This is a genomic window from Winogradskyella undariae (assembly GCF_013285155.1).
GTDB classification, from domain to species: domain Bacteria; phylum Bacteroidota; class Bacteroidia; order Flavobacteriales; family Flavobacteriaceae; genus Winogradskyella; species Winogradskyella undariae.
On sequence record NZ_JABTEL010000013.1, the window covers coordinates 64967 to 90794 of the forward strand.

Sequence of the window (25828 nt, forward strand, 5' to 3'; positions counted from 1 at the left end):
CATATTAAAAAAGAAGTTGATAGACTTTAAGATAGATTTATAAATGAAAAGGTACATATAAACTTAAGAAACTAAATCTATTTGACGATCATGGTAACCTAATAGATATAACACACCATCGAGACCAATACTCGAAATAGAACTTTGAGCACTATCTTTTACTTTAGGTTTTGCATGAAAAGCAATCCCTAAACCTGCTAAATTTAGCATAGGTAAATCATTAGCACCATCACCGATAGCAATAGTTTGACTTATATCAATGTTCATATCATCTGCAAGTAACTGAAGATATTCTGCTTTTTTATTCCCATCTACAATATCACCAAGATATCCGCCTGTTAAAGCACCATCTTTAATCTCTAATTGATTGGCATAAACGTAATCTATATCTAGTTTTTTCTGTAAATATTTTCCGAAATAAGTAAAACCACCAGATAAAATAGCGGTCTTAAATCCGTAATAATGTAATGTATCAATCAGACGCTTTGCACCTTTAGTTATTGGTAAACGTTCTGCTACTTCTTGTAAAACAGATTCGCTTAAACCTTCTAACAATTTCATGCGTCTTTTAAAGCTTTCGTTAAAATCAATTTCACCATGCATTGCTGCTTCTGTAATTGCCTTAACTTCTGCTCCAACACCTGCTAATTCTGCTAATTCATCTATAACTTCAGTCTGAATTAAAGTTGAATCCATATCAAAACAAACCAAACGTCTATTACGCCTAAAAATATTATCTTCTTGAAAAGCGATATCTACATCTAATTCTCTAGATATAGCCATCATTTTCTCCGTAAAATCAGACTTATCTTCTATTCTTCCTCTAATTGAAAGTTGAATAGATGCTCTAGCATATTCTTCCTTATGAACTAATGAAGTTCTTCCTGTTAAACGTTTTATAGAATCTATATTCAGGTTTTTTTCTGAAATAACTTTAGTGACTTCTGAAATTTGAACGGCTGCTAATTTCTCTCCTACAATAGTAATGATATAACGATCTTTTCCTTGCAGACTCACCCAATCTTCATAATCTTCAAGTGATATTGGTGAAAATTTTGCTCTAAGATCTAACTCATAAGCCTTAAATAATAAATCCTTAAGGACCGCTGCAGATTTTTTACCCGATTTAATTTCGAACATTATCCCTAAGGATAATGTATCGTGAATATTAGCTTGCCCGATATCTAAAACCTTGGCATCGTACTCTGCTAATACACTTGTTAAACTTGAAGTTAATCCTGGTTTATCTTGTCCTGAAATGTTTAATAAGAAAATATCTGTAGCCACTTTGTAAGTTTTGTCGTTAGTCCTTTATTATGTATTGTAAAAGTGACTAATCTATTTGAAATATGAAAGTTTTTAATGTGAAGTGTTATTTAAGAAACCTATTATGCCAACTTTCACTTGCAGGAACTTCCCAATTTTCATTGAATTCTGCAATATTAGTTACCAAGTTATTAAATACAATTGTATTTTTTGATACTGATTTTTGTTGTGCCATTTTTTTAAAATCGATTAATGGCTTATAAGCAATAAATTCACCTTGTTTATAAGAGACATTCATTTTATCCATTAAATCTACATTGTATTGTTGCTCTAATTGCTGAATAAAAGTAACAGAGGCATCAATTGAACATCCTGTAGCACTATTTAAACTTTGATCCATAGCAATAACAATAAATCGTTTATAAACAAGTTTATAGCCTGCTTTTAAATCTTTTCCGTGTGCCGTCCAAGCTTCAATAAACGTATCTAATTGTCCTTTTAACTGTTCTAATTCTTCGTCTGAAAATGAACGGTTAGCTTGGTAAATCCAAATTCTAGATTCTTCTGGTAATGTATTAAAATCGACTAGCATATCTTTATTTTTTATGAAAACAAAAATACAATATTACATCCAATCTCTATCTTGAGATTCTACCTTATATAACAAAAGATTATAAATAGAAATAGCGTCCTGTTTTGAGATATATGGAATTGTAACAGACTTTGAAGCCGTAGAAATCACTAACGAAGCTATAGATTTTGGTTTCTGAAAAATAGTCTGCTTTATTTTGACACTTTGAATTTTATGAATTTGAAGAATATTTGTTGTCGTATCAATTACTCCACTCCCAATGGTAACAAAATCATCCGAAATTCTATAATAGGCTTTTTTGTAAGCGAAATAAACATATAGCACAGCTAATGGAACAAAAACAGTATTAATCCATAACATTACGAGTCCGAATGCAGCAATGGATAAACCATTTGCAATAATTAAAAATAACAGAATTTCTAAAGCTGAAATCCGCATATAATAACGATTCGGTTTTGCTAGTTCACCTTGATCTTCTGTGTAATTTAATAAAAGCTTATCTATTAAATAATTAAGTTGTTCCTTTTCTAATGCAACAATATTAAAGTTCTTTTGTTGCTTAGCATCAACCATAGCTTGTTTTACTGATAAAGAATGTAAACCTAAATATTGCTTCACACGATTTGTAGTCACCACCAAATTCTGAATACGACTTGGAGTTAAACTCAGCGATACTTTATTAAAAAGTCCTTTATTAATTTCAACAGTTTTTTGATGCTCTACAACTTCGAGATTAAAATTAATTATAAACGTTTTTATTACAGAAAACAATAGTGAAATTAATACAACATTAATAACAATAATAGCATTTGTAATCAATAAATTAAGGATTGTAGATTCTTCTTGATTTACAAAATCATCAATTTGTTTATCTAACTTTAGTTCCTTTAAATAGGATTCAAACTCACTATATAAACCAAAAACAAAGGTTGTAATTAATAAAAAACTTTTAAAATGATTTTGAGACAAACCTTCTAACAGTAATCGTTTTGGAGAAACACTAAAAAAAACATCACGCTCGTTAACCGGTTCTTTTATTTCGTTCTCTAATATATTTTTAGAAAATAATTTTTCTTTTAAAAGTAAAGCCGTGGGTTTATCTAAGGCACTAATTTCAATTTCAGATTTTTTATCTCCTGCAGTTTCTATTTTTACAGAAACAACATTTATAATCTGCTGTAAAAAATTTTGTTTAATGTAAACATTCTGAATTTTAGACTTTGGAATAATGGTATTATCCCTATTAATAATACCTGAAGCTAAATGAAAATCATCTTCACTTAAATGAAATTTAAAATTGAGGTATTTTAATATTGCAATAACAAGAATGGTAATTAATATACCTAAAACACCCAAAATTAACATGGTTGGTGTTATGTTTCCTAAAGATTTACTTTTAAGAATAGAAACACCAGAAGCAACAAGTATTACAAAAAACTTCTTAAAGAATTTAACTGTATTAAATGCAAAAATTATAATAATACCTTTTGAAGACTGCCTTATTGGTTTTGAAAAATCAGTCATTTCCATTAACCTTAGCACTTATAATATCCTTAATTTGTGTAGCTTCTAAATACGGCAGACCTCTTATGCTTAAATCACTACCTGATTCTCCTGCTGTATAAATATTGAGTGTTGCCAATCCAAAAGATCTGGCCAACCAACTTCTAGATTCTTCAACATGTTGAATCCGAGACATGGGCACCGTAACGATTGAGTGAACAATTAATCCCTTAGCATATATAACATCATGCGCTCTAATGGCATACTTACGTTTTTTAAATGCTAAAAAACTGACTATTAAATTTACAATACAAAAAACAATGACAGCAGCTAAAACATACCAAAAATTGATTGGTAAACTTTCTTCGTTCTTTTCAATAAAATATTTTCCTAAAAAAACAGCACTTATTAAAACCGTACAAATCATTAGCTTATTAAGCGCTATAATCTTTAAATAAGCTTTAGAAATTGGTTTTAAAACAACATCATCAATGCTAGGTATACTTTCTGTATCTATTTGAAGGTTTGTAAAGGTCATTAGTTTATAATGGTTATTTAAAGAAATGTAATTAGGTCTTAATCTCTCTTCTTAGGAACTTTGTATTTAAGCGCAATACCCATAAATAATCCAAAAAACAAAGCATGAAATATAAACTTAGGTAAAGAAAATACAGTACCATCAAAATAATCGAAACCTGACATAAAAATAGCAAAAACAACACCACTAAAAACACCTGTGATAATCCTTTTTTTTATGGTTATTTTCTTGATGTTGTTTTCTTCCATCGTTACTTATAATTACGCATTTGCAATTAACTCGGCAATGTCCATAACCTTAATTTCCGCTTCTTTTTCTTTAAATTTTACACCATCAGTCATCATGGTATTACAATATGGACAGCCTGTTGCAATAATTTCTGGCTTGGTTTCTAAAGCATCTTCAGTTCTAAGGATATTAATTTCCTTATTCCCGGGTTCTGCATCTTTAAACATTTGTGCTCCTCCTGCTCCACAACATAAAGCAGTTCCTTTATGGCGTTTCATTTCAATTAAAGTCGCATTTGTTTTTTTAAGTACATCTCTCGGTGCATCGTAAACACTATTTGCTCTTCCTAAATAGCAAGGATCATGAAATGTTATACGCTTTCCTTTATAGACATCACCGTCTAATGTTAAACGACCTGAAGCGATTAATTGCTCTATAAATTGCGTATGATGAATTACCTCGTAATGACCACCAAGACCTGGATATTCGTTTTTAATACAGTTGAAAGAATGTGGATCGCAAGTTACAATACGTTTTACTTCGTAAGCATTAAGAACTTCAATATTCATAACGGCTTGCATTTGAAATAAAAATTCATTTCCTGCACGTTTTGCAACATCACCAGTATTACTTTCTTCAGTCCCTAAAACAGCAAAATCTACATTTGCTTTATTTAGAATCTTTACAAAAGCTTTGGTTATTTTCTTTGCTCTATCGTCATAACTACCAGCAGAACCCACCCAAAATAAAATTTCTGGTTGTTTGCCTTCTGCCATATACTCTGCCATGGTTGGCACTTTTGGTTCTTCACTCATAATTTTTCTATCTTAAAAATAAATCCTTTCAACATTACAAGGATTTCATAAAAATTTTAAAGTAATTTATCTGCGCTTAAAAATTGCATTGGACTTATAACTTACCAACATAACAAAAGAAAATGCTGAAATAAATCCACATAAAAACCCTACAAATCCACCGGTTTCGTATTTATCCATAATGTAATACAAACCTAAAGCTATAGGAACTCCTAAGATTCCTAATATCAATCTTGTTTTAGGGCTTAAACGCTCAAGTAAATTACTCATCTTTCCAATTTAAACGGTCCATTTGGTTATAAGGCCAAGGTGCTCCGTTGTTTTCTATATTAGTCATCATAGTATTCAGTTCTGTTGGTGCAGCACTTTGCTCCATAACTAAATAACGACGCATATCCATAATAATTGACAAAGGGTTAATGCTCACCGGACAAGCTTCTACACAAGCATTACATGTTGTACATGCCCAAAGTTCTTCGTTTGTGATGTAATCTCCTAAAAGTTGTTTTCCATCATCTTTAAACTCACCTTTATTAGCGTCAATATTTTTACCTACTTCTTCTAATCGATCTCGTGTGTCCATCATAATCTTACGAGGCGATAATTTTTTACCGGTAAGATTTGCAGGACATTCGCTTGTACAACGACCACATTCTGTACATGTATACGCGTTAAGCAATTGAACTTTTGTTAAATCCATTACATCACTTGCTCCAAACTTAGCAGGTACTTCATCTTCTGCTCCTTCAGGTGGTGCTGCAAAAGGATCTGCATTTGGATCCATCATTAATTTTACTTCTGCCGTAACAGCATCTAGATTATTAAATTTCCCTTTTGGAGATACACTTCCATAATAAACATTAGGGAAAGCCAATAGAATATGTAAATGCTTGGAGAAATATAAATAATTTAAGAAAGTTAAAATACCAACAATGTGTAACCACCATGCTATACGTTCTACAGTATGCAGCGCTTCAATAGAAAAACCATTGAATAACGGTGCGATAAATTGTGAAATAACATTTCCGGAATTAGCACCTTGAAAAACAGTATCGGTTGCATTCATGATTAAGAATAACCCCATTAATACCACTTCAAAATAAAGAATAATATTACCATCACTCTTTGGCCATCCTTTCATTTCTGAACTTAAGAAACGTTTAATTTTAATTACATTTCTTCGTATCCAAAACACAGTTACAGAGACTAAAACTAAAACTGCTAAAACCTCGAAGGTTCCAATAAGGAAACCATATAAAGCTGCCGGTAATAATTCTTGTCCTATTCTATGTGTCCCAAAAAGGCCATCGATTATAATCTCTAAGACTTCAATATTTATAATAATGAATCCGACATAAACAATAACGTGCAGAAATCCAGAAACAGGTCGTTTTACTAACTTACTCTGACCTAAAGCTATGTTTATAGTATTTTTCCAACGCTGAGATTTGTTTTCACTAACATCAACATCTTGTCCTAGTTTAATATTACGAATCAATTTTTGAACATTACGTGCAAAATAGCCAATACCTAATATTAGGATAACAGCAAAAATGATATTAGGTAAGTATTCCATAATTGATGAGTCTAATTATTGTTTAATTCCTCTTGTGTTGGTTCCTCGTAAGGAATCTCTTTTTTAGACAAAATACGTCTATATCTTGCAGGATGTAGTTTAATATCTAAAAGCAGAAGTTCTAATTCTTTAGATGCATTATCTAAATTATTATAGAGTGAATCGTCTTTTAAGAGTTTACCCATGCTGCCTTCACCAGCTTCAAGTCCTGTAGCAAGTTGATTTAACTTAGCTACCATTTCATTTAAATTCTCTACTGTATTAGAAAGCTTTGCTTCGTTTAAATCTTTAATTAATATAGTTAACTCTGAACTTGTTTTGTCAAAATTCTCTAATAATGACGCTATTTTCTCGTCATTTTTACTAATTAAGTTATTTGCCGCAAATGCAACTCCTTTAAATGATTTTAATGTAGAATTTAATTCTGCTATAGTTTGCTTTAATCCATCCTCGGAATCATCCATTACTAGAGAATTAAGATTCCCTAATAAACTATCGGAAGAACGAAGTGTTGATCCTAAATCTTCACTAATTCCAGAAAAGTTTTTCTCTAAAGACGATACCATTCCTGGTTTCACTTCCGATTCTATAAAATCACCAGGTTTAGCATTTTCTCCTCCACTACCTTCAACAATAGATAATGCATTACCGCCCATTAAACCATCTTGATAAAGTCTAACAGTACTGTTTTTAGAAAATTTTAATTTTGGGTTAACGGTAAACGAAATACGTGTTTTTCCGGTTTTGAAATCATAAATGATTTCTTCTATTTTCCCTATTTTATTACCTTTAATTGTCACCGGAGATGACATACTTAAGGCATTATACTCAAATTCTGTATAGTAGGTGTTTGAATTTTCAAATAAATCTTCACCTTTAAGAAAGTTGAATAAATATATGCAAAAAGCGATACCAGCTAGGACTAGTATTGCGGTCTTAATTTCTCTTGATATTTTCAATGGGCTTTATTTAGATTACAAACAAAATTAGGAATAAATATATTAATAAAGTTTCTAATTCGTAGCAGATTTTAAGGCTTCAGAAATATCTATCTTTTTTCCATCTTTAAAAGCTACAACAAAAGCACCAGAATACCCTGCTAATTTCGCTTTATTCTGTAGTTGTTTAACTTCATTATAATCAGATGTTTCTCCACTATAATATTTATAGATATCACCAGATTTCTCTCTTGATATATTAGAAAGTCCTTTAAAATTATAGGATTTAGTTTCTAAAGCTCTTGAACTCGCTGAAATTTGAACTTTAAATATAACACCTTCAATAATTCTAGGTTCTTCTTTTTCTTCTGTCATCGTTTCTGCATTTACTTGCAGAATATGACTACCAACATTTTGATCAAGTTCTTTCTTATAATCTAAAATAGCAACATTTATAGCATTTGCCATTTTTAGCTGACCGGCTTTTGTATTTAGGTATTTTCCTTCACTATTATTAGTTAAAAAACCAACCTCTACTAAAACACTTGGCATGTAAGTATTACGAATAACTAATAGACTTGCCTGTTTTAGACCTCTACTTTTACGTTTTGCTTTATTAATGAAGTTATCTTCTATTTTACGTGCTAAAACAATACTTTGCTCTACATAAACTTCTTGTTCTATACCAATAGCAATACTCGATTCTGGTGAACTTGGATTAAACCCTTCATAATGATCTTCATAATTTTCTTCTTTAAATATAACTTCATTTTCACGCTTTGCTACTTCAAAATTACGACCCGTATTTTTTTCACCTAAAACAAAAGTCTCTGTACCACTTGCTTGAGAGCTGTGTGCGTTACAATGTATAGACACAAACAAATCTGCATCTGCCTTATTTGCAATATTTGCACGCTCGTGCAATTCTACAAACACATCTGTTTTACGTGTGTAGATCACTTTTATGTTTGGGTTTTTCTCAAGCTCCTTACCGACTTCTAAAGTCACTTTAAGTGCTATATTCTTTTCACTATGACCATTACCTATATTCCCAGAATCATGGCCACCATGTCCTGCATCTAAAACAACTACAAACTTGTCTTCTTGCGCATGTAATGCAGCATAAGGTGTTAAAGAAGTTATAAATAAAAGAATGAATAATACTATTGTTGGTTTTTGTGTCGTTTGCATATTTAAATTTAACGGTTTATAAACTTGGTTTATTATAAAGCACCAATTGATAATACAGCATTTTTCATTTTATAGCTTTAATCTATTAATCACAAAAAAATAGCTGTACTTTTGGCATTTCAAAAACCGAGCCATACTTTTACAAAAATACATTTAAAAGCATTGCAGACAAAAAGCTTATACATACTTTTCGCCCTTAGTTTTACAGTGTTTATTAACACATTAAGCTTCGCTCAAGAATTACCTAAAAAACAAGGTACTATTCCTGTTGAGCAAGAGAGAGATAGTACTTCTATTTCTCTAGACTCTATTGCTAAGCAAGAGGTAAATATCACAGAAATTGACTCCACAAAAAAAGACTCCATAAAACAAAAAGGCTTACTAGAAGGAACTGTAACTTATACAGCTACCGATTATGTTTCTCTTAGTCAGAAAAAGAAAAAAATCTATTTATATAACGAAGCAGAAGTTCTATACCAAGATATGGAAATAAAAGCAGGTGTTATTGTTATCGATTACAGCAAAAATTTAGTTTATGCTGGCCGTCTAAAAGATTCAACTGGTTACAGCCAAAGACCTGTTTTTACTCAAGGAGAAAATGTTATTGAACCAGATTCTATCATTTTTAATACAGAATCTAAAAAAGCATTAGTTTTCAATTCTAGAACTGAACAACAAGGCTTTAAGGTTTATTCTCCTATTACTAAAAAAGAAAATGATTCGGTTTATTTCATGAAAAAAGGGCGTTTTACAACGGCTGAAGATGAAGAAGATCCGGAATACCAATTTGTTACAACTAAGATGAAATTGGTACCCAACAAAAAAGTTATTGTAGGACCTACATACATGGAAATTTATGGTGTACCAACACCAATTGCTTTACCTTTTGCATTTTTTCCTATGACAAAAACACAAACTTCAGGGTTAATTATTCCTAGTTTTGGAGAAGATAGTAACAGAGGCTATAATTTACAAAATGGGGGTTATTATTTTGCTATTAGCGACTATTTAGACTTAGCAGTACTTGGAGACTACTATACTAATGGTAGTTATGGTTTTAGTATTGAAAACAATTATGCCCTCCGCTATAAATACAAAGGTAATGTAAGCTTCAGGTATGAGAACTTACTAAATGAAGAACGTGGATTTCCTGATTTTAGTCAGAGCACTATTTATAATTTAAAGTGGTCGCACAGTCGAGACTCTAAAGCAAACCCTAACTCTTATTTTTCAGCTTCTGTAAACTTAGGAAGTAGCTCTTATTATCAAGAATCCATTAATCAATTAAATCAATCGAATTTTTTAAATAATACTTTAGCATCTTCAGTTTCGTATTCTAAGACATTTGCAGGTGATCCTCAGGTAAACCTAAGTTTAACAGCAACACACAGTCAAAATACAAATACAGGTGACATTAATTTAACCCTACCTACAGTTCAGGCTTCAGTAGGAAGAGTATACCCTTTTGCTCCAAAAAATGGAACTAAAAAAGGAATTATTCAAAATATTAATTTTCAACTAACCACCAGAGGCGAATATAATATTCAAACAAATGATTCTATTTTTGGTAAAAGTGAAATGTTTGATGATGCTCAAATAGGAATGACGCACAGCATACCTGTTACAACAAATTTTAAAGTATTTGATTATTTTAGTGTTAGCACAAGTGCCAGTCTTCAAGAAAACTGGACGTTAAAAACTATAAGTCGTTATTACGATCAAGCTTCCGAAGAAGTTATTACAGTAAATCAAAATGGTTTTGATCGTTTCTTAACTTATAATGCAGGAGCAAGTATCGGGACAACAATATACGGTATGTATGATTTTGAAAACGAAGCTAAGGATGCAAAAATTAAAGCAATACGCCACGTTATGCGCCCTTCTATTAGTTACACTATTAGCCCAGCTTTTGATCAGTATTATGAAACCTATGATGTTATTGATGCAGATGGTACAACTTCAGATCAAGTAGAATATTCTCGTTTCGAAAATTCACTATACGGAGCACCTGGCAATTCGTTTTCAAGCAGTATTGGTCTTAGCTTAAGTAATAATGTTGAAGCTAAAATTCAAGCAAAAGATTCTACAAAAACAGAGTCTGAAAAAATAACACTACTAAATAGTCTTAATTTTTCTACCGCTTACAACATTGCTGCAGATTCATTAAAATGGAGCCCACTTAATTTAACAGGAGGAACTCAAATTTTAAATAACAAAATGAGTATCAACTTCGGGATGACCTTAAACCCTTATGCTCTAAACAGCAACAATCAAGTTGTAAATACATTTAACATAAACAACGGAGGAAGCTTATTTAGATTAACATCAGCTAACGCAAGCATGAGCTATACCTTATCTAACGAAACTTTTTCAGGAAAAAAAGGTGCTAATAATGATGAAAAAGATGCTTCCGCACAAGAATCTGCACGATCAGGAGGTAGAACTGATGACTTATTTGGAAGATCTGAAAGTTTTGCAAATACTCGACTCTCTGATCAAGATGATAAAGGTGAGGAAGAAGAGGAAAATAACGAATTCTATAATTTCAAACTCCCCTGGAGTTTAAGACTAGCATATACAGCTAATTACACCAATACTCAACGCCAAGACCAAATATCATCACATTCATTAATGTTCTCAGGAGATATTGATATTTCACCTAAATGGAGTGTTGGTGCATCATCGGGTTACGATTTTGTAAATGATGGATTTACATACACACAATTACGTTTTGAACGCGACTTACTAAGTTGGCGTATGAATTTTTCTTGGATACCTTTTAGTGATAATAGCTCTTGGAATTTCTTTATTGGTATAAAATCAAGCCTTCTTAAAGATTTAAAATACGATAAACAAAAGCAATCCGACCAACAATTATAATTAAAAACCCCTATTCTATTTTTATTATAATTTCTTTCAGTTTACTATTATTTTCTTAATAATATTGTATTAAATTTGAGATGATAATACAATCATTAAAAACCTTTTTTACACAAAGAGGAATAAACAAACACTTCTTAAGATGAAAAAAATAATAAACACTACTAACGCTCCTGCTCCAATAGGTCCATATAATCAAGCTGTTTTAACAGGAAATACTTTATATACTTCGGGTCAAATAGCTTTAAATCCTGAAACAATGGAGTTAGTTATAGATGATATTAAAACAGAAACAAAGCAAGTTATGGAAAACATGAAGGCTGTTTTAGAAGCTGCTGACATGACGTTTGAAAACGTAGTAAAGTCTTCAATTTTTATCAGTGACATGAATAACTTCACTCAAATTAATGAAGTCTATGGTAATTATTTTGAAGAAGCTACAGCGCCAGCTAGAGAGACTGTTGAAGTCGCAAATTTACCTAAGTTTGTAAATGTTGAAATTAGTATGATTGCTGTAAAATAATTGATTTATATTCATGAAATATGGTTTTATATAAACAATTGTTAATAAAACCATATAGCATCTTTAAAATTAACAAGTTACTTTTTTAAATAACTTGTATTTTTGAAAGTAACCAAATTTACTTCAAAAGATGCACATTGAAAATGATATAAAATTAGGCTTTAAAGATGTAATGATTCGCCCAAAGCGTTCAACTCTTAAAAGCAGGTCTCAAGTTTCATTAGAACGAAATTTTAGCTTTCTTAATAGCAAAAAAGATTGGACAGGAATTCCGATCATGGCAGCTAATATGGATACTGTTGGTACTTTTGAAATGGCTTTAACCTTATCTGAACAAAAGCTTTTTACGGCTATCCATAAACATTATTCAGCAAAACAATGGACTACCTTTTTAAATAAGTCTCCTAAAAACATTACAAATTACATCGCTATTAGTACTGGTACTGGCGAAGAAGATTCTGAAAAACTAAAAATAGTTTTTAAACATCATCCCGAACTAAAGTTTATATGTATTGATGTCGCTAATGGTTATTCTGAGCATTTTGTAGAATTTCTTCAGCAAACACGTAAGTCTTATCCCGACAAAGTTATTATTGCGGGCAATGTTGTTACAGGAGAAATGGTAGAACAACTCCTATTATCTGGGGCAGATATTGTAAAAGTAGGCATTGGGCCTGGTAGCGTTTGCACAACACGTGTTAAAACAGGCGTAGGCTATCCTCAATTATCTGCTATTATAGAATGTGCAGATGCGGCTCACGGCTTAGGTGGACAAATTATTAGTGATGGTGGATGTGCCACACCTGGAGATGTTGCTAAAGCATTTGGTGCTGGTGCAGATTTTGTAATGCTTGGTGGTATGTTTGCAGGTCATACAGAAAGTGGCGGAGAACTTATTACGCGAAATAACGAACAGTACAAACAATTCTACGGTATGAGTTCTGCAACTGCAATGGATAAATATGTTGGAGGTGTCGCAGAATACAGAGCTAGCGAAGGAAAAACGGTAGAAGTTCCTTACAAAGGTGATGTTAAAGACACTTTGCAAGATATTTTAGGAGGCTTACGAAGTACATGTACTTATGTTGGTGCTGAACGTTTAAAAGAATTAACCAAACGCACTACTTTTATTCGTGTGGCCGAGCAAGAAAACCAAGTTTATAATAAATAGGTAAATAAAAAATAATCCTTCAAATTAATTACTAATTTTAATATAATAATTAGATATTGAAACTTAAAAAATCAGAACTCAAAGACTTTTTAGACGAAAAGGTTGACCTCTATAATCATCCTAAGTTTATTGAGAGTGATCCTATTCAAATTCCACATCAATTTTCAAAAAAAGAAGATATAGAGATTGCCGGATTTTTATCTGCTACTATTGCTTGGGGAAACCGAAAAAGTATCATTAATAATGCTAATAAAATGATGGAGCTATTAGACCACTCCCCTTTTCAATTTATTACGCAACATAAAGAAACAGATTTAGAACGCTTAGAACCTTTTGTGCATAGAACTTTTAACGGTTATGATTTTATGCAGTTTATTAAAAGTTTAAAGCATATTTATAAAAATCATGGTGGTTTAGAAACTATTTTTTCACAACATGCCGAAAAAGATTCACTTCAGACAAGCATACATGAATTTAAAAAAGTCTTTTTTGAAATCCCGCATTTAGAACGGACACAAAAACACATTAGTGATCCACTTAAAAATTCGGCAGCGAAACGTATTAACATGTACCTAAGATGGATGATTAGAGATGATAATAATGGAGTCGATTTCGGGATTTGGAAATCCATAGCTCCTTCAACATTAAGTTGTCCTTTAGACGTGCATTCTGGAAATGTAGCACGTAAATTAGACTTACTAAAACGAAAACAAAATGACGGTAAAGCTTTAGCCGAATTAGATAAAGCTTTAAGAAAGTTAGACGCAAAAGATCCTGTTAAATATGATTTTGCCTTGTTTGGTCTTGGAGTTTTTGAAGGGTTTTAAAATTCTTTTACTATTTTATACCTTTAACTAGTATTATCCTCCTTTTAAATCTAAAGTTATCTAGAAGTTAAAACAAACAAAAACTATATCTTTTACTATTAAATCCTTAAATAAATGAAATTTAAACTCACCCTTTTATTAGTAACTTGTTTCACTATAAGTTTTTCTCAAAATTTAAATATTCCTTTAGATACTACTTATGTCACCACTAATTCTGTGACCATAAAAGGTAAGCAAATCAATTATAAAGCAGAAACAGGTTTTCAACCCGTTTGGGATAATGATGGTAAAATGATCGCTTCACTTTACTACACTTACTACAAACGAACTAATGACCCAAAAGGTAACGATAGACCTATAATTTATTCCTTTAATGGAGGACCTGGATCAGCGTCACTTTGGATGCATATTGCTTATACTGGACCTAAAGTTTTAAATATTGATGACGAAGGGTACCCTATTCAACCTTATGGCGTAAAAGACAATCCAAATTCTATCTTAGATGTTGCAGATATTGTATTTATCAATCCCGTAAACACAGGTTACTCTAGAAAAGTCGCTGATAAAGATGGTAAAATGCCTGACAACAAATTGTTTTTTGGTATTAATGCTGATATTAAATATTTAGCAAGTTGGATGAATACTTTTACAACCAGACAAAACAGATGGCAATCCCCTAAATATATTATAGGAGAAAGCTATGGAGGAACGCGTGTTATGGGGTTATCCTTAGAGCTTCAAAATAACCAATGGATGTACTTAAATGGTGTAATTATGGTTTCACCAGCAGATTATAAGATTTTAAGAGTTGGTGGTCCTTTAGCTTCAAGCTTAAATTTACCTTATTATACAGCTACAGCTTGGCATCACAAAATGCTTCCTGACGCACTTCAAAATAAAGATTTATTAGATATATTACCAGAAGTAGAACATTTTGCTATTAACGATTTAATGCCTGCTCTAGCTAAAGGAGGTTTTATTTCAGAATTAGAAAAAGAAGCGATTGCTAAGCAAATGAGTTATTATTCCGGGTTATCTAAAAAAGTAATTTTGCAACAAAACCTAGATGTCTCTACTCGTTTTTTCTGGAAAGAATTATTACGTGATAAAACAGGAGAAACGATAGGAAGATTAGATTCTAGATATCTTGGATTAGATAAAGTTGAAACAGGAACAAGCCCCGATTACAGCCCGGAACTCACCTCGTGGCTTCATTCTTTTACACCAGCTATAAATTATTACATTCAAAATGAATTAGGTTTTAAAACGGATGTAAAGTATAATGTTTTTGGAAACACAGGCCGATGGGATAATGACAACGATAATACAAGAGATAATTTACGCCAAGCTATGGCACAAAATCCTTATTTAAAAGTATTAACGCAGTCTGGTTATTACGACGGAGCAACAACCTACTTTGCTGCGAAGTATTCTCAATCACAAATTGACCCAAGTGGAAAAATGAAAGATCGTATTTTCTTTAAAGGTTACCGAAGCGGACATATGATGTATTTACGAAATGAAGATCTAATTAAAGCCAATGATGATTTAAGGCACTTCATCGAAATCTCATTAACTAATGGTAAATCAGCTAAATATTAATGTATTTTTGTGCTTAATAACAAAACCTTACTTAAATAAATTACGTATATATTATGCCTGATTGATTTTAATTTTTATGAAAAGTCCCCAATCCCCTAATAATGAAACTGAGCGATTACTTGCTCTAAACTCATACAATATCATAGACACCCCACCTGAACGTGACTATGATAACCTAACTGAATTAGCAGCCACAATATGTGATGCCCCCATTGCGCTTATTACTATTTTAGATAAAAATCGTAATTTTTTTAAATCGCATTATGGTATAGAATTAACCGAAACACCTCGAAATGTATCATTTTGTGGGCATGCAATTTTAGAAGATGATATTTTTATTGTTGAAGATGTCACAAAAGATGAACGCTTTTTTGATAATCCTTTAACCAAGGAATATAATATTGGTTTCTACGCTGGCGTACCCTTAATAAATGAATCTGGATATAAGTTAGGTACAATTTGCGTTTACGATTTTAAACCCAAAAAATTAAATGCGTCGCAAATAAAGACACTTAAGACACTTGGAAAACAAGTTATCAATTTGTTTGAATTGAAAAAAAAGAATGACAATTTAAATGCTATAAGAGAAGAACTTGAGCAACGTAACGATCAACTAAAATCATTTGCTAGCTTAGTTTCACACGATTTAAAATCACCCTTATCTAATATCATATCTTTAACAGATTTACTTAAAGAAGAAAATCAAAATAATCTATCAAAAGATTCACTTCAATATTTAGAATATATTGAAGAATCTACAACAATCTTAAAAGATTATATTGACGGAATGTTATTATATTATACCGCAAATGAACTTTTAAACTCTAAAAAAGAAGATGTTGAATTAAAATCTATTGTAGAAGGAATTAAACAAATTCACGTTGCTGATAATGTGAAAATTCTATATAATGATAGTGTTATCCATAAAGTAAATAAGGCTGCAGTAACTCAAATATTAATGAATTTGGCAGATAATTCACTTAAATACAATGACAAACTTAACCGCACCGTTGAAATAAGTTATGAGAAACAAGATTCTCATCATAAATTTAGTGTAACTGACAATGGTATTGGTATTCCGGAAGCTGAATTAGAACAAATTTTTGAAATTTTTAAAACTGTAAAAAATAGTTTTAGCAACACTGGAACTGGTATTGGATTAAGTACAGTAAAGAATTTAGTAGAAAAGCTGAACGGAAAAATATCTGTTACATCTGAATTAGGAAAAGGAAGTACTTTTAGTTTTACAATCGCCTAAATATTTTGAATAAAAAAAGCTGATAAATAAATTGTTTATCAGCTTTTTACTTTTTATAGCATTATAAGCTAATTATCCTTTTAACCAAGCTGCTCTTAAAGCTTTTTGAGCATCTGTTGCATTTTCATCTTCAACAATACTATCTGACGACGCGTATGCTTTAGTTAAAGTTGTTTTTATCTCAACAGGTTCACCATTTCGCTCTAAATCCATAGTAATTTCTTGACCTTCTTGCCATGAAAACATTCCACGTATTACTTCATTTGCATTTAATAAAGTTAACGCTTCTCCATTTACGCTTTTAATAATATCTCCTTCTTGTATGCCTTGCTCTTTCCAAAATGAATTATTTAAAGCCATTGAAGAAAAGAAAAGCACACCTTTTTCTTGATCTGCATCAAAAATAATGTTCTGTCCTCCAGCAAAAATATAGTTTGTTTCTAAAAGCGTTTCACCTTGTGTTAAACCAACCATAGTAAAGAACTCATTATAGTTAATAGGTAAATCTCCTTCAACGTGTGTTTTTAGAAATTCACCAACACTTGGATAGGTCATAGCTGTGATTTCTGCAATAATAGTATCATCATCAAATGGTTTATTCTCACCATATTTTGCAGATAATTCCTTCATTAAAGATAACATACTTCTTTGTCCATCACTTTCTTTACGCATTAAAATATCAATACACATACCAATTAAAGCACCTTTTTGATAGACATTATAATAGTTAGATGCATAAGGTTCCTCTAATACATTTTCACTCATAATTGTAAAACTCATAGCATCATCCATACGTTTTGATATTTGAATTTTAGAATTCACCGTATTGTAAAATGTTTGAGAATCAACTAAACCTTCATACACCTGAAAATGTTGTGCAAAATATTCCGTTACACCCTCATACATCCATAAATGTTTAGAAAATGTAGGTTTATTATAATCAAAATAATGAACATCTGCAGAATGTACAGATAATGGAGTTACAATATGAAAAAATTCATGTGCAACAACATCTACAATCGATGCAGCTAAACCTTCCTTAGTAGAAGATTCTGGTAAAACAACTACGGTAGACGTGTGGTGCTCTAAAGCTCCAAAACCTTTTGGTGCTGTTTCAGTTCCATCAGCTAAATACAAATAAATATCATAACGTTTTGTACTATTTACATCACCTAAATACGCTTTCTGAGCTTCCATCATTTTAAACACAGTCTCTTTCTGACTTGCTGCTGTATGTACTTTATTTGGAGAATATACACTTAGAACAATTTTAATGTCACCAACCATAAATTCTTCAACATCTAAATCTCCATACATCATAGGATTATCAGTAATATCAAAATAACGCGGCGCAAAATAATTACTTGTTATAGATTTACCATCTTCACTAGTTGTTGTTCCTGTTACCTCTAAAGCTGAAGTTCTTACAAAGTCTGCTGGAGCAGTAACAGCTACATCATATTGATTATTTTTTAAAGAATCGAAATACCCAATAAATCCGTGAAGATTTAAGACGTAATTATCTTCTTCAATATTTGTACCTGAAGGTGAAAAAGGTTGTTCTCCTCCAATTCCTCCAACTTGCTCAATATCGAAAGTATCATTTACGTAATATTGAATCTTATCTAATTTAGTTGCATCAGTAATAGTCCATGTATTATCATCTACTTTAGTTACCGATAATTCATTTCCATCATAATCAATAGCTTTTAAATCATCAATATACTTACCAAAATCACTAACCGAATACGTTCCTTGCACAACTCTTGGCAACCTATATGTTACAGTTTCAGTAGTAAAACGACCTGGATTAATAGTTACAGGAACCCTATCGTTATTAACTGCTGTTAAATCTAAAGCGGTCTCAATAGGATTGCTTACTGCTAAATCATCGCTGTTTGGTTTTGCTGATCCGCAACCTACCAAAACGACACTTAGTCCAAAAATGGCTAAATAATTCTTCATGTTTAAGTTTTTGTTTTTATAATAGTCTCACAAATCTACAATGTGTTACTATTAAAAACCTAAAGGTTTTGTTAAATTCGCAGTATGCCACAACCACTCGTTAGTATAGTAATTCCATTTAAGAACACCGACACATTTATTAATGAGTGTATTAGGTCTATTTTAAACCAAACTTATCGTAATTGGGAAGCTATTTTTGTAGATGATAATTCTAAAGACAAATCGTACAGAATTGTAGAAAATTATAGAAAAAGTGACTCTAGAATAAAATTATACAGAAATAATGGCAATGGAATAATTGAAGCTTTAAAAACAGCTTACAAACATAGCAATGGAAGTTATATTACTAGAATGGATAGTGATGACCTAATGATACCGATACGCCTTAAAACCATGGTTATGAGTCTAGAGAATAAAGGTAAAAAACACCTCGCTGTTGGACAAGTAAAATATTTTAGAGCAGATGGACTTAGTGATGGCTTTGCACGTTACGAAGAATGGTTGAATAAATTAACGGTTAAAGGAAACAACTATTCTGAAATCTATAAAGAGTGTGTAATTCCATCACCTTGTTGGATGTTGCACCGTGAAGATTTTGATGCCTGCGGAGGTTTTAACTCAGAAACCTACCCAGAAGACTATGATTTAGCTTTCCGGTTTTATAAAACTGAATACAAATGTATTCCTTGCGATAAAGTATTACTGCATTGGAGAGATTACAGTACAAGAACATCACGAACACACGAGCATTATGCTGAAAATTCTTTCTTAGATCTTAAAGTTGACTATTTTTTAGAACTAAATTATGATGCTTCTAGACCTTTAGCTATTTGGGGAGCAGGAAAAAAAGGCAAAACTTTAGCCAAAATACTTTTGAAAAAGAACATCCCTTTTTATTGGATTTGCGACAACCCAAAAAAAATAGGGAAACATATATATGGTCAAAAGCTATTTAATTTTGATTATTTAGCAGAATTAAACAATCCACAAAGTATTGTAACAGTAGCTAATACCGAAGCACAGCAAGAGATTACAAGTTATTTTGAAACACAAAAAATGAAATCTATGATTGATTATTTCTTTTTCTGTTAAATTTCTCAAAAGCGAAACGAAGTAATAACTTAGCGTTACTTATATTTGAAATATATAAATGCCACATTTAACGCAGTCGGAATTCTTTAGCAATTAATAAAAAAAGAGTATTTGACTTAACTTAAAGGTTCAAATTAACATCTTAATCAGCAAACATAAAATAAAGAATGCAGTTTAAAAATCCCGAATTACTTTACGCCCTTTTTTTACTGATTATTCCTATTCTTATACATTTATTTCAATTACGTCGTTTTCAGAAAGTTCAGTTTACAAACGTTAAGTTTTTAAAATCAGTAAAACTTCAAACTCGTAAAAGCTCACAGTTAAAAAAATGGATTACACTTCTAACCAGAATACTGCTTTTAGCTTGTGTTATCATTGCTTTTGCTCAACCTTTTATTCCTAACACTAAAGATTTTAATGAGTCCCAAGAAACCGTTATTTATTTAGATAATTCTTTTAGTATGCAAGCTAACGGAAGTAATGGCACCTTACTAAACGAAGCCATACAAGATCTTATAAACAACTTACCAGAAGACGAAGCGATTAGTTTATTTACTAATGATAAAAGCTTTAGAAATACAACTGTAAAAGCTTTAAAAAATGATTTAATACAATTATCATATTCTCCAAAGCAACTCAATTATGAGGCTGTTTTTTTAAAAGGGAAACAATTATTTTCAAACAAAGATGAAGCAACTAAGAATTTGATTATAGTTTCTGATTTTCAACAAAAAGATAACTTATTAAGTTTTGAAAATGAAAGTGATATTCAATTAAAATTAGTACAACCCAAATCTACTTTAGTTTCTAATATTAGTATTGATAGTATTTATGTTTCTAATACCACATCTAAAACTTTTGACCTTAATGTAAAATTAAGCAACGAAGGAAAGCCTCTTGATAATGTTACTATTTCATTATTTAATAACGATGTATTGCTAACTAAAAGTGCGGTTGATATTAACAAAGAAGTAGAAAATACATTTACCGTTACAAATAATAATGTTATAAATGGGAAGTTACAGATTGAAGATTCTGGGTTACAATACGACAATACTTTTTATTTTAATATCAACTCGAAACCAAAAATTAAGGTTCTTGTAATAAATGAAATTACAGATGATTCATTTTTAAAACGAATCTATACAGATGATGAATTTGACTTTAAAAGTTACAAATTAAATGCTCTTAATTTCAACCTAATCACAGAACAAAACCTTATTATACTTAATGAACTCAATGAGATATCAAACGCATTGAAGACTGCTTTAAAAACATTTAAAAATGACGGAGGAAAACTTTTAGTTATACCTAAAAATAAAATTGAATTAAATTCTTATAACCAATTACTTAAAGAACTAAACCTAAACTATTACTCTAATATAAATAATATTCAAAAACGCATTACAAGTATCAACTATAACCATCCACTTTTAGCTAATGCATTCTATGCTAAAGTAACAAATTTTCAATATCCTAAAGTAGAAAACTCTTATCAATTTAATTCGAATTCTAATAGTGTTTTATCTTACGAAGATGGTTCTCCTTTCTTAGTTGGAAACGCAAATACCTATGCTTTTTCTTCTGCAATAAACTCAGAAAATTCAAACTTTAGAAACTCACAATTAATAATTCCTGTGTTATATAATTTAGGATTACAGAGCTTAAAACTTTCAAAATTATACTACACAATAGGGCAACCAAATGAGATTGCCATACAAACATCAATTGGTCAAGATGACATTTTAACTTTATATAAAGAGAACAATTCTGTCATTCCGCTTCAAAAAACATATAGCAAATCTGTGGTTTTAGAAACGGAAGATTTTCCTGATACAGCCGGAATTTTAAATGTAAAAAACAAAAATCAAGTACTTCAAAATTTAAGTTTTAATTATAACAGAGCAGAAAGCAACCTAAGTTATTATGACTTAAACACTTTAAAAAATACAGATATTGAGTCTAGCTTAGAAACAACAATTAATAATATAAAAAGTAATACAAATGTTAATGCGCTATGGAAATGGTTTATTATTTTTGCGTTAGCATTTTTAATAGTAGAAATGTTACTTCTAAAATATCTTAAATGAACGCACTCATAAAATCTGCAACCATAGTTGATTCTAAAAGTGATTTTCACAATGAAACGGTTGATATTTTAATTGAAAAAGGTCTGATATCCAAGATTTCTAAAGACCTTGACAATCCTAATAATTACCAAGAAATAAAACTTGACAATTTACATGTCTCACAAGGTTGGTTTGACAGTAGTGTTTCTTTTGGAGAACCGGGTTACGAAGATCGAGAAACCATAGTTAATGGTTTAAAAACGGCAGCAAATTCTGGTTTTACCTCTGTTGCACTCAATGCTAATTCGCATCCTGTAATTGATAGTTATTCTCATATTTCGTTTGTAAAATCAAAAGCTCAGGATAATGCAGTTAACCTCTACCCTATTGGCGCTTTAACCCAAATGAGTAAAGGTGAAGATTTAGCTGAACTGTATGATATGACTAATGCTGGCGCTGTTGCCTTTTACGATTATCAACACCCTATTTCTAATCCTAATTTAATGAAAATTGCTTTGCAATACGCTAGTAATTTTAACGGTTTAATCTGTTCTTTTCCTCAAGAGTCTAAAATTTCTGGACTTGGTGTTGTAAATGAACATATTAACAGCACTAAGTTAGGCTTAAAAGGAAACCCTGCTTTAGCTGAAGAGTTACAAGTCGCTAGAGATCTCTTTATATTAGAATACACTGAAGGAAAACTTCATATACCAACTATTTCTACTGCAAAGTCTGTTGAGTTAATTAGAGCTGCAAAAGCTAAGAATCTAAATGTAACTTGTAGTGTTGCTATCCATAATTTAGTGTTTACAGATGATGTTTTACACGATTTTAACACCACCTTTAAAGTGCTTCCTCCTTTAAGAATACAAACCGATTGTGATGCTTTAATAGAAGGCTTAAAAGATGGAACTATTGACATGGTTACTTCTGATCATAACCCTATTGATATTGAACATAAAAAAATTGAATTCGATTTTGCTAAATACGGAACCATTGGCTTAGAATCTGCTTTTGGTGCATTACAGAACATCTTTACGACTAAAAAAACAGTTAGTTTATTAACGCAAGGAAAGTCTAGATTTGGTGTTACGGAATCATCGATAAAAGAAGGTGAAATAGCGGATTTAACATTGTTTAATCCTGATAAAAAATACGAATTCAATAACACTCATATTTCATCAAAATCTAAGAACAGTGTGTTTTTAGGTTCAAAACTTAAAGGTGAAACTTATGGTATTATTGCTAATTATAAAATAGCCTTAAAATAATGGATCAAAATACTATTAACGAAGGAAAAACGCTAGGATTAGTAGCCTACTTAACATTATTTGGTACTTTGATTGCTTTTTTTATGAACCAAGAAAAACGAAACCCATTTACATCTTTTCATGTAAGACAAGGTTTAGGCTTAGGTTTAATTTACATCCTAATTGCTATGGTCATTAGTAGTTTAGACAGCATGATGATTAGCATGTCTTTCTGGATTTTCTTTTCAATACTATATTTCTATGGTCTTTTTGGAGCCATTACAGGAAAATGTAACAAAATTCCAATACTTGGTGACCTTTTTCAAAACAAATTTAAATCACTTGGAAAATAAATAATATGTCTCAACTACACTACATTACAAGACCTTCAACTTTAAAAGAAAACGCACCATTATTAATTATGTGCCACGGTTACGGAAGTGATGAAAATGATTTATTCTCATTTGCTTCAGAGTTACCAGAAGAATTATTTATTATTTCTGTGAGAGCACCACACCCAATGCAACCCTATGGAAATGCATGGTATGCAATTAATTTTGATGCAGAAAGAGGTAAATGGAACGATGTACCACAAGCTAAGGAGTCTATCGGTTTAATTTCTGATTTTATAGATTACGCTTGTAAGACTTACCCTGTTGACACTAAAAACGTAACCCTTTTAGGTTTTAGTCAAGGAACAATTTTAAGTTATGCGGTATCACTTACTTATCCCGAAAAAGTTAAAAATGTAATTGCTTTAAGTGGTTATATCAGCGAAGATATGTTACCTGAAGTGATTGATAAAGATCGTATATCTCACTTAAATTTCTTTTGCTCGCATGGATCAGTAGATCAAGTAATACCTGTAGATTGGGCACAAAAAGCACCTGTATACTTAACAACTTTAGGAATAGATAATGTATTTACAGAATACCCTGTAGGACATGGTGTTGCGCCTCAAAATTTCCATGATTTAAAAGCTTGGTTAGAAAACCATATCTAAAAAATTGAAATTTCAAACAGAAACCGTCGTTACGATTTCTGTTTGAAAACTTTCACATCTTTAATTAAGTGTAGGATACATTAAGTATTCCACTAATTTATATTTAAGATCATTGTTTTCGTCAATAGAATAGCTTACCAAAATTTCACCCCAATGTTTGCCGTCTGTAAAATTGGCAATAATCCATTTGTGATTTAAAATTCTAACTTTATTAATCAATAATTTAGAATCCGTCATCGATACATATGGTACTATAGGATGTTCGTCACCTTCGTAATCATTCATACTATAAAGACCATCTCGGATAGCAGGTATTAATTTTTCAGTATCATAACCAAACGCTTCAAAATAACCTAGAGCATCTTCATTTCCTTCAATATTAAAGTAATTTAATTCAAAGTTTTTATCTTCTAAAGACTTTATAATTTTATTCTTCTCAACAACTTTAGCCTTTACCTTAACAATATCTGCCTCATATTTATCAAGTATGTTTTTTGAATTCACATATTGAAATATTAATAATAATACTGAAAAAATAAATAAATACATTAAAATTTTGCTCTTCATCTCTAAATGGTAATTTTTAAATTATCGTATGCTAAATAAACGTTTTCTGGTAAGTTTTTCTCTACTTCATCATGAAATCCTAAATAAGGACTAATATGTGTAAGATAAGCGCGTTTAGGTTTTACGCGCGCAATAAAAGTGAGTGCTTCTTCTAAATTAAAGTGCGACATATGTGGTTCTATCTGCAAAGCATTCACGACTAAAACTTCTAAGCCATAAAGCTTTTCAACTTCTTCATCTGCTATCGTTTTCATATCCGTTAAATAGGCGAAATTTCGAAATCGATATCCAAAAACCTGAAGTTTATTATGCAAACCATCAATAGGCATTACATTAATATTTCCTGCTAAAAAAGACTGATTCTCTACTATATTTTTTATCACATTTGGAGCGCCTGGATATTTATTTTCTGTTGTAAAAATATAATCAAAACGTTGCTCTAAAGCTTTAAAAACTCGTTGATGGGCATATAGAGGAATATCACCTTGCCTAAAGAAAAATGGACGAATATCATCTAACCCCATGGTGTGATCTGCATGCTCATGAGTGAAAATAATCCCATCAATTTTAGAGACTTTTGCCCTAAGCATTTGTTGTCTAAAATCGGGACCACAATCAACTACAAAAGTATAATCTTCCCACTCTACCAACACAGAAACTCGCAAGCGTTGATCCTTAAAATTTTCACTTAAACAAACAGGATGATCACTTCCTATTACGGGAATCCCCTGAGAAGTACCAGTGCCTAAAAATGTAATTTTCAAACCTTTTCAATTTAGTAAGACCCATCTAGAATTAAAAAAACCGCAATAAAAATGTTATTTTTTACTTATTATTTCACGATAAAATAAAAAACACACCTATTTTTTATCATATAATTTTAAGTCGTAAATGGTAGGACAAAAATAAGCTTATTTTTTTGTTTGCAATAGTAAAACCTTACCTTTGCTTAAAGGACAGAAACCTAAACT

General features: G+C 31.1%; 24 protein-coding genes. 11 read left to right on the forward strand and 13 right to left on the reverse strand.

Going from position 1 to position 25828, the window contains the following annotated elements:
* Window positions 1-63: 63 nt before the first annotated feature.
* From serB to HSX10_RS15615, 10 genes are all read right to left on the reverse strand, one after another.
* Window positions 64-1287 carry a phosphoserine phosphatase SerB gene (serB, locus tag HSX10_RS15570; protein ID WP_173589172.1) on the reverse strand — a complete coding sequence of 408 codons (1224 nt, stop codon included), beginning with the start codon at window positions 1285-1287 and terminating at the stop codon, window positions 64-66.
* Between the two features lie 85 nt (window positions 1288-1372).
* Window positions 1373-1858 (reverse strand): ABC transporter ATPase, encoded by a 486-nt coding sequence (locus HSX10_RS15575; RefSeq protein ID WP_173589173.1) that lies wholly within the window; start codon window positions 1856-1858, stop codon window positions 1373-1375.
* Between the two features lie 33 nt (window positions 1859-1891).
* A complete protein-coding gene (locus HSX10_RS15580) occupies window positions 1892-3382 on the reverse strand; it encodes a PH domain-containing protein (protein WP_173589174.1) in 1491 nt (496 codons plus the stop codon).
* Window positions 3375-3899: a PH domain-containing protein gene (locus HSX10_RS15585; protein WP_173589175.1), complete on the reverse strand. Its 525-nt coding sequence runs from the start codon at window positions 3897-3899 to the stop codon at window positions 3375-3377. Before HSX10_RS15585 ends, HSX10_RS15580 begins: the two co-directional genes overlap by 8 nt.
* Before the next feature lie 38 nt (window positions 3900-3937).
* Window positions 3938-4147, reverse strand: coding sequence for a hypothetical protein (locus HSX10_RS15590; RefSeq protein ID WP_173589176.1), 210 nt, complete (start codon window positions 4145-4147; stop codon window positions 3938-3940).
* A 12-nt stretch (window positions 4148-4159) separates the two neighbouring features.
* Window positions 4160-4942, reverse strand: a complete 783-nt coding sequence (locus HSX10_RS15595) for a (Fe-S)-binding protein (RefSeq protein WP_173589177.1) — start codon at window positions 4940-4942, stop codon at window positions 4160-4162.
* A gap of 66 nt (window positions 4943-5008) precedes the next feature.
* Window positions 5009-5212: a hypothetical protein gene (locus HSX10_RS15600; RefSeq protein WP_173589178.1), complete on the reverse strand. Its 204-nt coding sequence runs from the start codon at window positions 5210-5212 to the stop codon at window positions 5009-5011.
* The gene (locus tag HSX10_RS15605; RefSeq protein ID WP_173589179.1) at window positions 5205-6518 is read right to left on the reverse strand and encodes a 4Fe-4S dicluster domain-containing protein; all 1314 of its coding nucleotides are present in this window, start codon (window positions 6516-6518) and stop codon (window positions 5205-5207) included. The genes HSX10_RS15600 and HSX10_RS15605 overlap by 8 nt, the downstream gene beginning before the upstream one ends.
* 11 nt (window positions 6519-6529) lie before the next feature.
* Entirely contained in the window at window positions 6530-7477 is a 948-nt protein-coding gene (locus HSX10_RS15610) for an MlaD family protein (protein ID WP_173589180.1), read from the reverse strand.
* A 54-nt stretch (window positions 7478-7531) separates the two neighbouring features.
* Window positions 7532-8647 carry an N-acetylmuramoyl-L-alanine amidase family protein gene (locus tag HSX10_RS15615; protein ID WP_173589181.1) on the reverse strand — a complete coding sequence of 372 codons (1116 nt, stop codon included), beginning with the start codon at window positions 8645-8647 and terminating at the stop codon, window positions 7532-7534.
* Between the two features lie 111 nt (window positions 8648-8758).
* On the opposite strand from HSX10_RS15615, the gene HSX10_RS15620 reads away from it, so the two are divergent.
* The 6 genes from HSX10_RS15620 (at window position 8759) to HSX10_RS15645 (ending at window position 16908) form a co-directional block, all read left to right on the forward strand.
* Complete coding sequence (locus tag HSX10_RS15620; RefSeq protein ID WP_173589182.1) at window positions 8759-11527, forward strand: putative LPS assembly protein LptD; 2769 nt, start codon at window positions 8759-8761, stop codon at window positions 11525-11527.
* A gap of 142 nt (window positions 11528-11669) precedes the next feature.
* Window positions 11670-12050: a RidA family protein gene (locus HSX10_RS15625; RefSeq protein WP_173589183.1), complete on the forward strand. Its 381-nt coding sequence runs from the start codon at window positions 11670-11672 to the stop codon at window positions 12048-12050.
* Between the two features lie 130 nt (window positions 12051-12180).
* A complete protein-coding gene (locus HSX10_RS15630) occupies window positions 12181-13221 on the forward strand; it encodes a GMP reductase (RefSeq protein WP_173589184.1) in 1041 nt (346 codons plus the stop codon).
* Between the two features lie 56 nt (window positions 13222-13277).
* Window positions 13278-14048: a TIGR02757 family protein gene (locus HSX10_RS15635; RefSeq protein WP_173589185.1), complete on the forward strand. Its 771-nt coding sequence runs from the start codon at window positions 13278-13280 to the stop codon at window positions 14046-14048.
* Between the two features lie 114 nt (window positions 14049-14162).
* Complete coding sequence (locus HSX10_RS15640; protein ID WP_173589186.1) at window positions 14163-15650, forward strand: S10 family peptidase; 1488 nt, start codon at window positions 14163-14165, stop codon at window positions 15648-15650.
* Between the two features lie 76 nt (window positions 15651-15726).
* Window positions 15727-16908 (forward strand): sensor histidine kinase, encoded by a 1182-nt coding sequence (locus tag HSX10_RS15645; RefSeq protein WP_173589187.1) that lies wholly within the window; start codon window positions 15727-15729, stop codon window positions 16906-16908.
* 72 nt (window positions 16909-16980) lie between these two features.
* On the opposite strand, the gene HSX10_RS15650 is transcribed toward HSX10_RS15645, so the two are convergent.
* Window positions 16981-18873, reverse strand: a complete 1893-nt coding sequence (locus HSX10_RS15650) for a M61 family metallopeptidase (RefSeq protein WP_173589188.1) — start codon at window positions 18871-18873, stop codon at window positions 16981-16983.
* Between the two features lie 84 nt (window positions 18874-18957).
* Between HSX10_RS15650 and HSX10_RS15655 the strand changes: the two genes are divergently transcribed.
* The 5 genes from HSX10_RS15655 (at window position 18958) to HSX10_RS15675 (ending at window position 24290) form a co-directional block, all read left to right on the forward strand.
* Window positions 18958-19965, forward strand: a complete 1008-nt coding sequence (locus HSX10_RS15655; RefSeq protein WP_173589189.1) for a glycosyltransferase family 2 protein — start codon at window positions 18958-18960, stop codon at window positions 19963-19965.
* 167 nt (window positions 19966-20132) lie between these two features.
* Window positions 20133-22058, forward strand: coding sequence for a BatA domain-containing protein (locus tag HSX10_RS15660; RefSeq protein ID WP_173589190.1), 1926 nt, complete (start codon window positions 20133-20135; stop codon window positions 22056-22058).
* Window positions 22055-23308 (forward strand): dihydroorotase, encoded by a 1254-nt coding sequence (locus tag HSX10_RS15665; RefSeq protein WP_173589191.1) that lies wholly within the window; start codon window positions 22055-22057, stop codon window positions 23306-23308. The genes HSX10_RS15660 and HSX10_RS15665 overlap by 4 nt, the downstream gene beginning before the upstream one ends.
* Window positions 23308-23640: a hypothetical protein gene (locus HSX10_RS15670; RefSeq protein ID WP_173589192.1), complete on the forward strand. Its 333-nt coding sequence runs from the start codon at window positions 23308-23310 to the stop codon at window positions 23638-23640. The genes HSX10_RS15665 and HSX10_RS15670 overlap by 1 nt, the downstream gene beginning before the upstream one ends.
* 5 nt (window positions 23641-23645) lie before the next feature.
* On the forward strand, window positions 23646-24290 hold the full coding sequence (locus HSX10_RS15675) for an alpha/beta hydrolase (RefSeq protein WP_173589193.1): 645 nt from the start codon (window positions 23646-23648) through the stop codon (window positions 24288-24290).
* A gap of 60 nt (window positions 24291-24350) precedes the next feature.
* On the opposite strand, the gene HSX10_RS15680 is transcribed toward HSX10_RS15675, so the two are convergent.
* Window positions 24351-24857, reverse strand: a complete 507-nt coding sequence (locus HSX10_RS15680; RefSeq protein ID WP_254453253.1) for a hydrolase — start codon at window positions 24855-24857, stop codon at window positions 24351-24353.
* Window positions 24858-24859: 2 nt separating this feature from the next.
* Window positions 24860-25621 carry an MBL fold metallo-hydrolase gene (locus HSX10_RS15685; RefSeq protein ID WP_173589194.1) on the reverse strand — a complete coding sequence of 254 codons (762 nt, stop codon included), beginning with the start codon at window positions 25619-25621 and terminating at the stop codon, window positions 24860-24862.
* Window positions 25622-25828 lie beyond the last annotated feature (207 nt).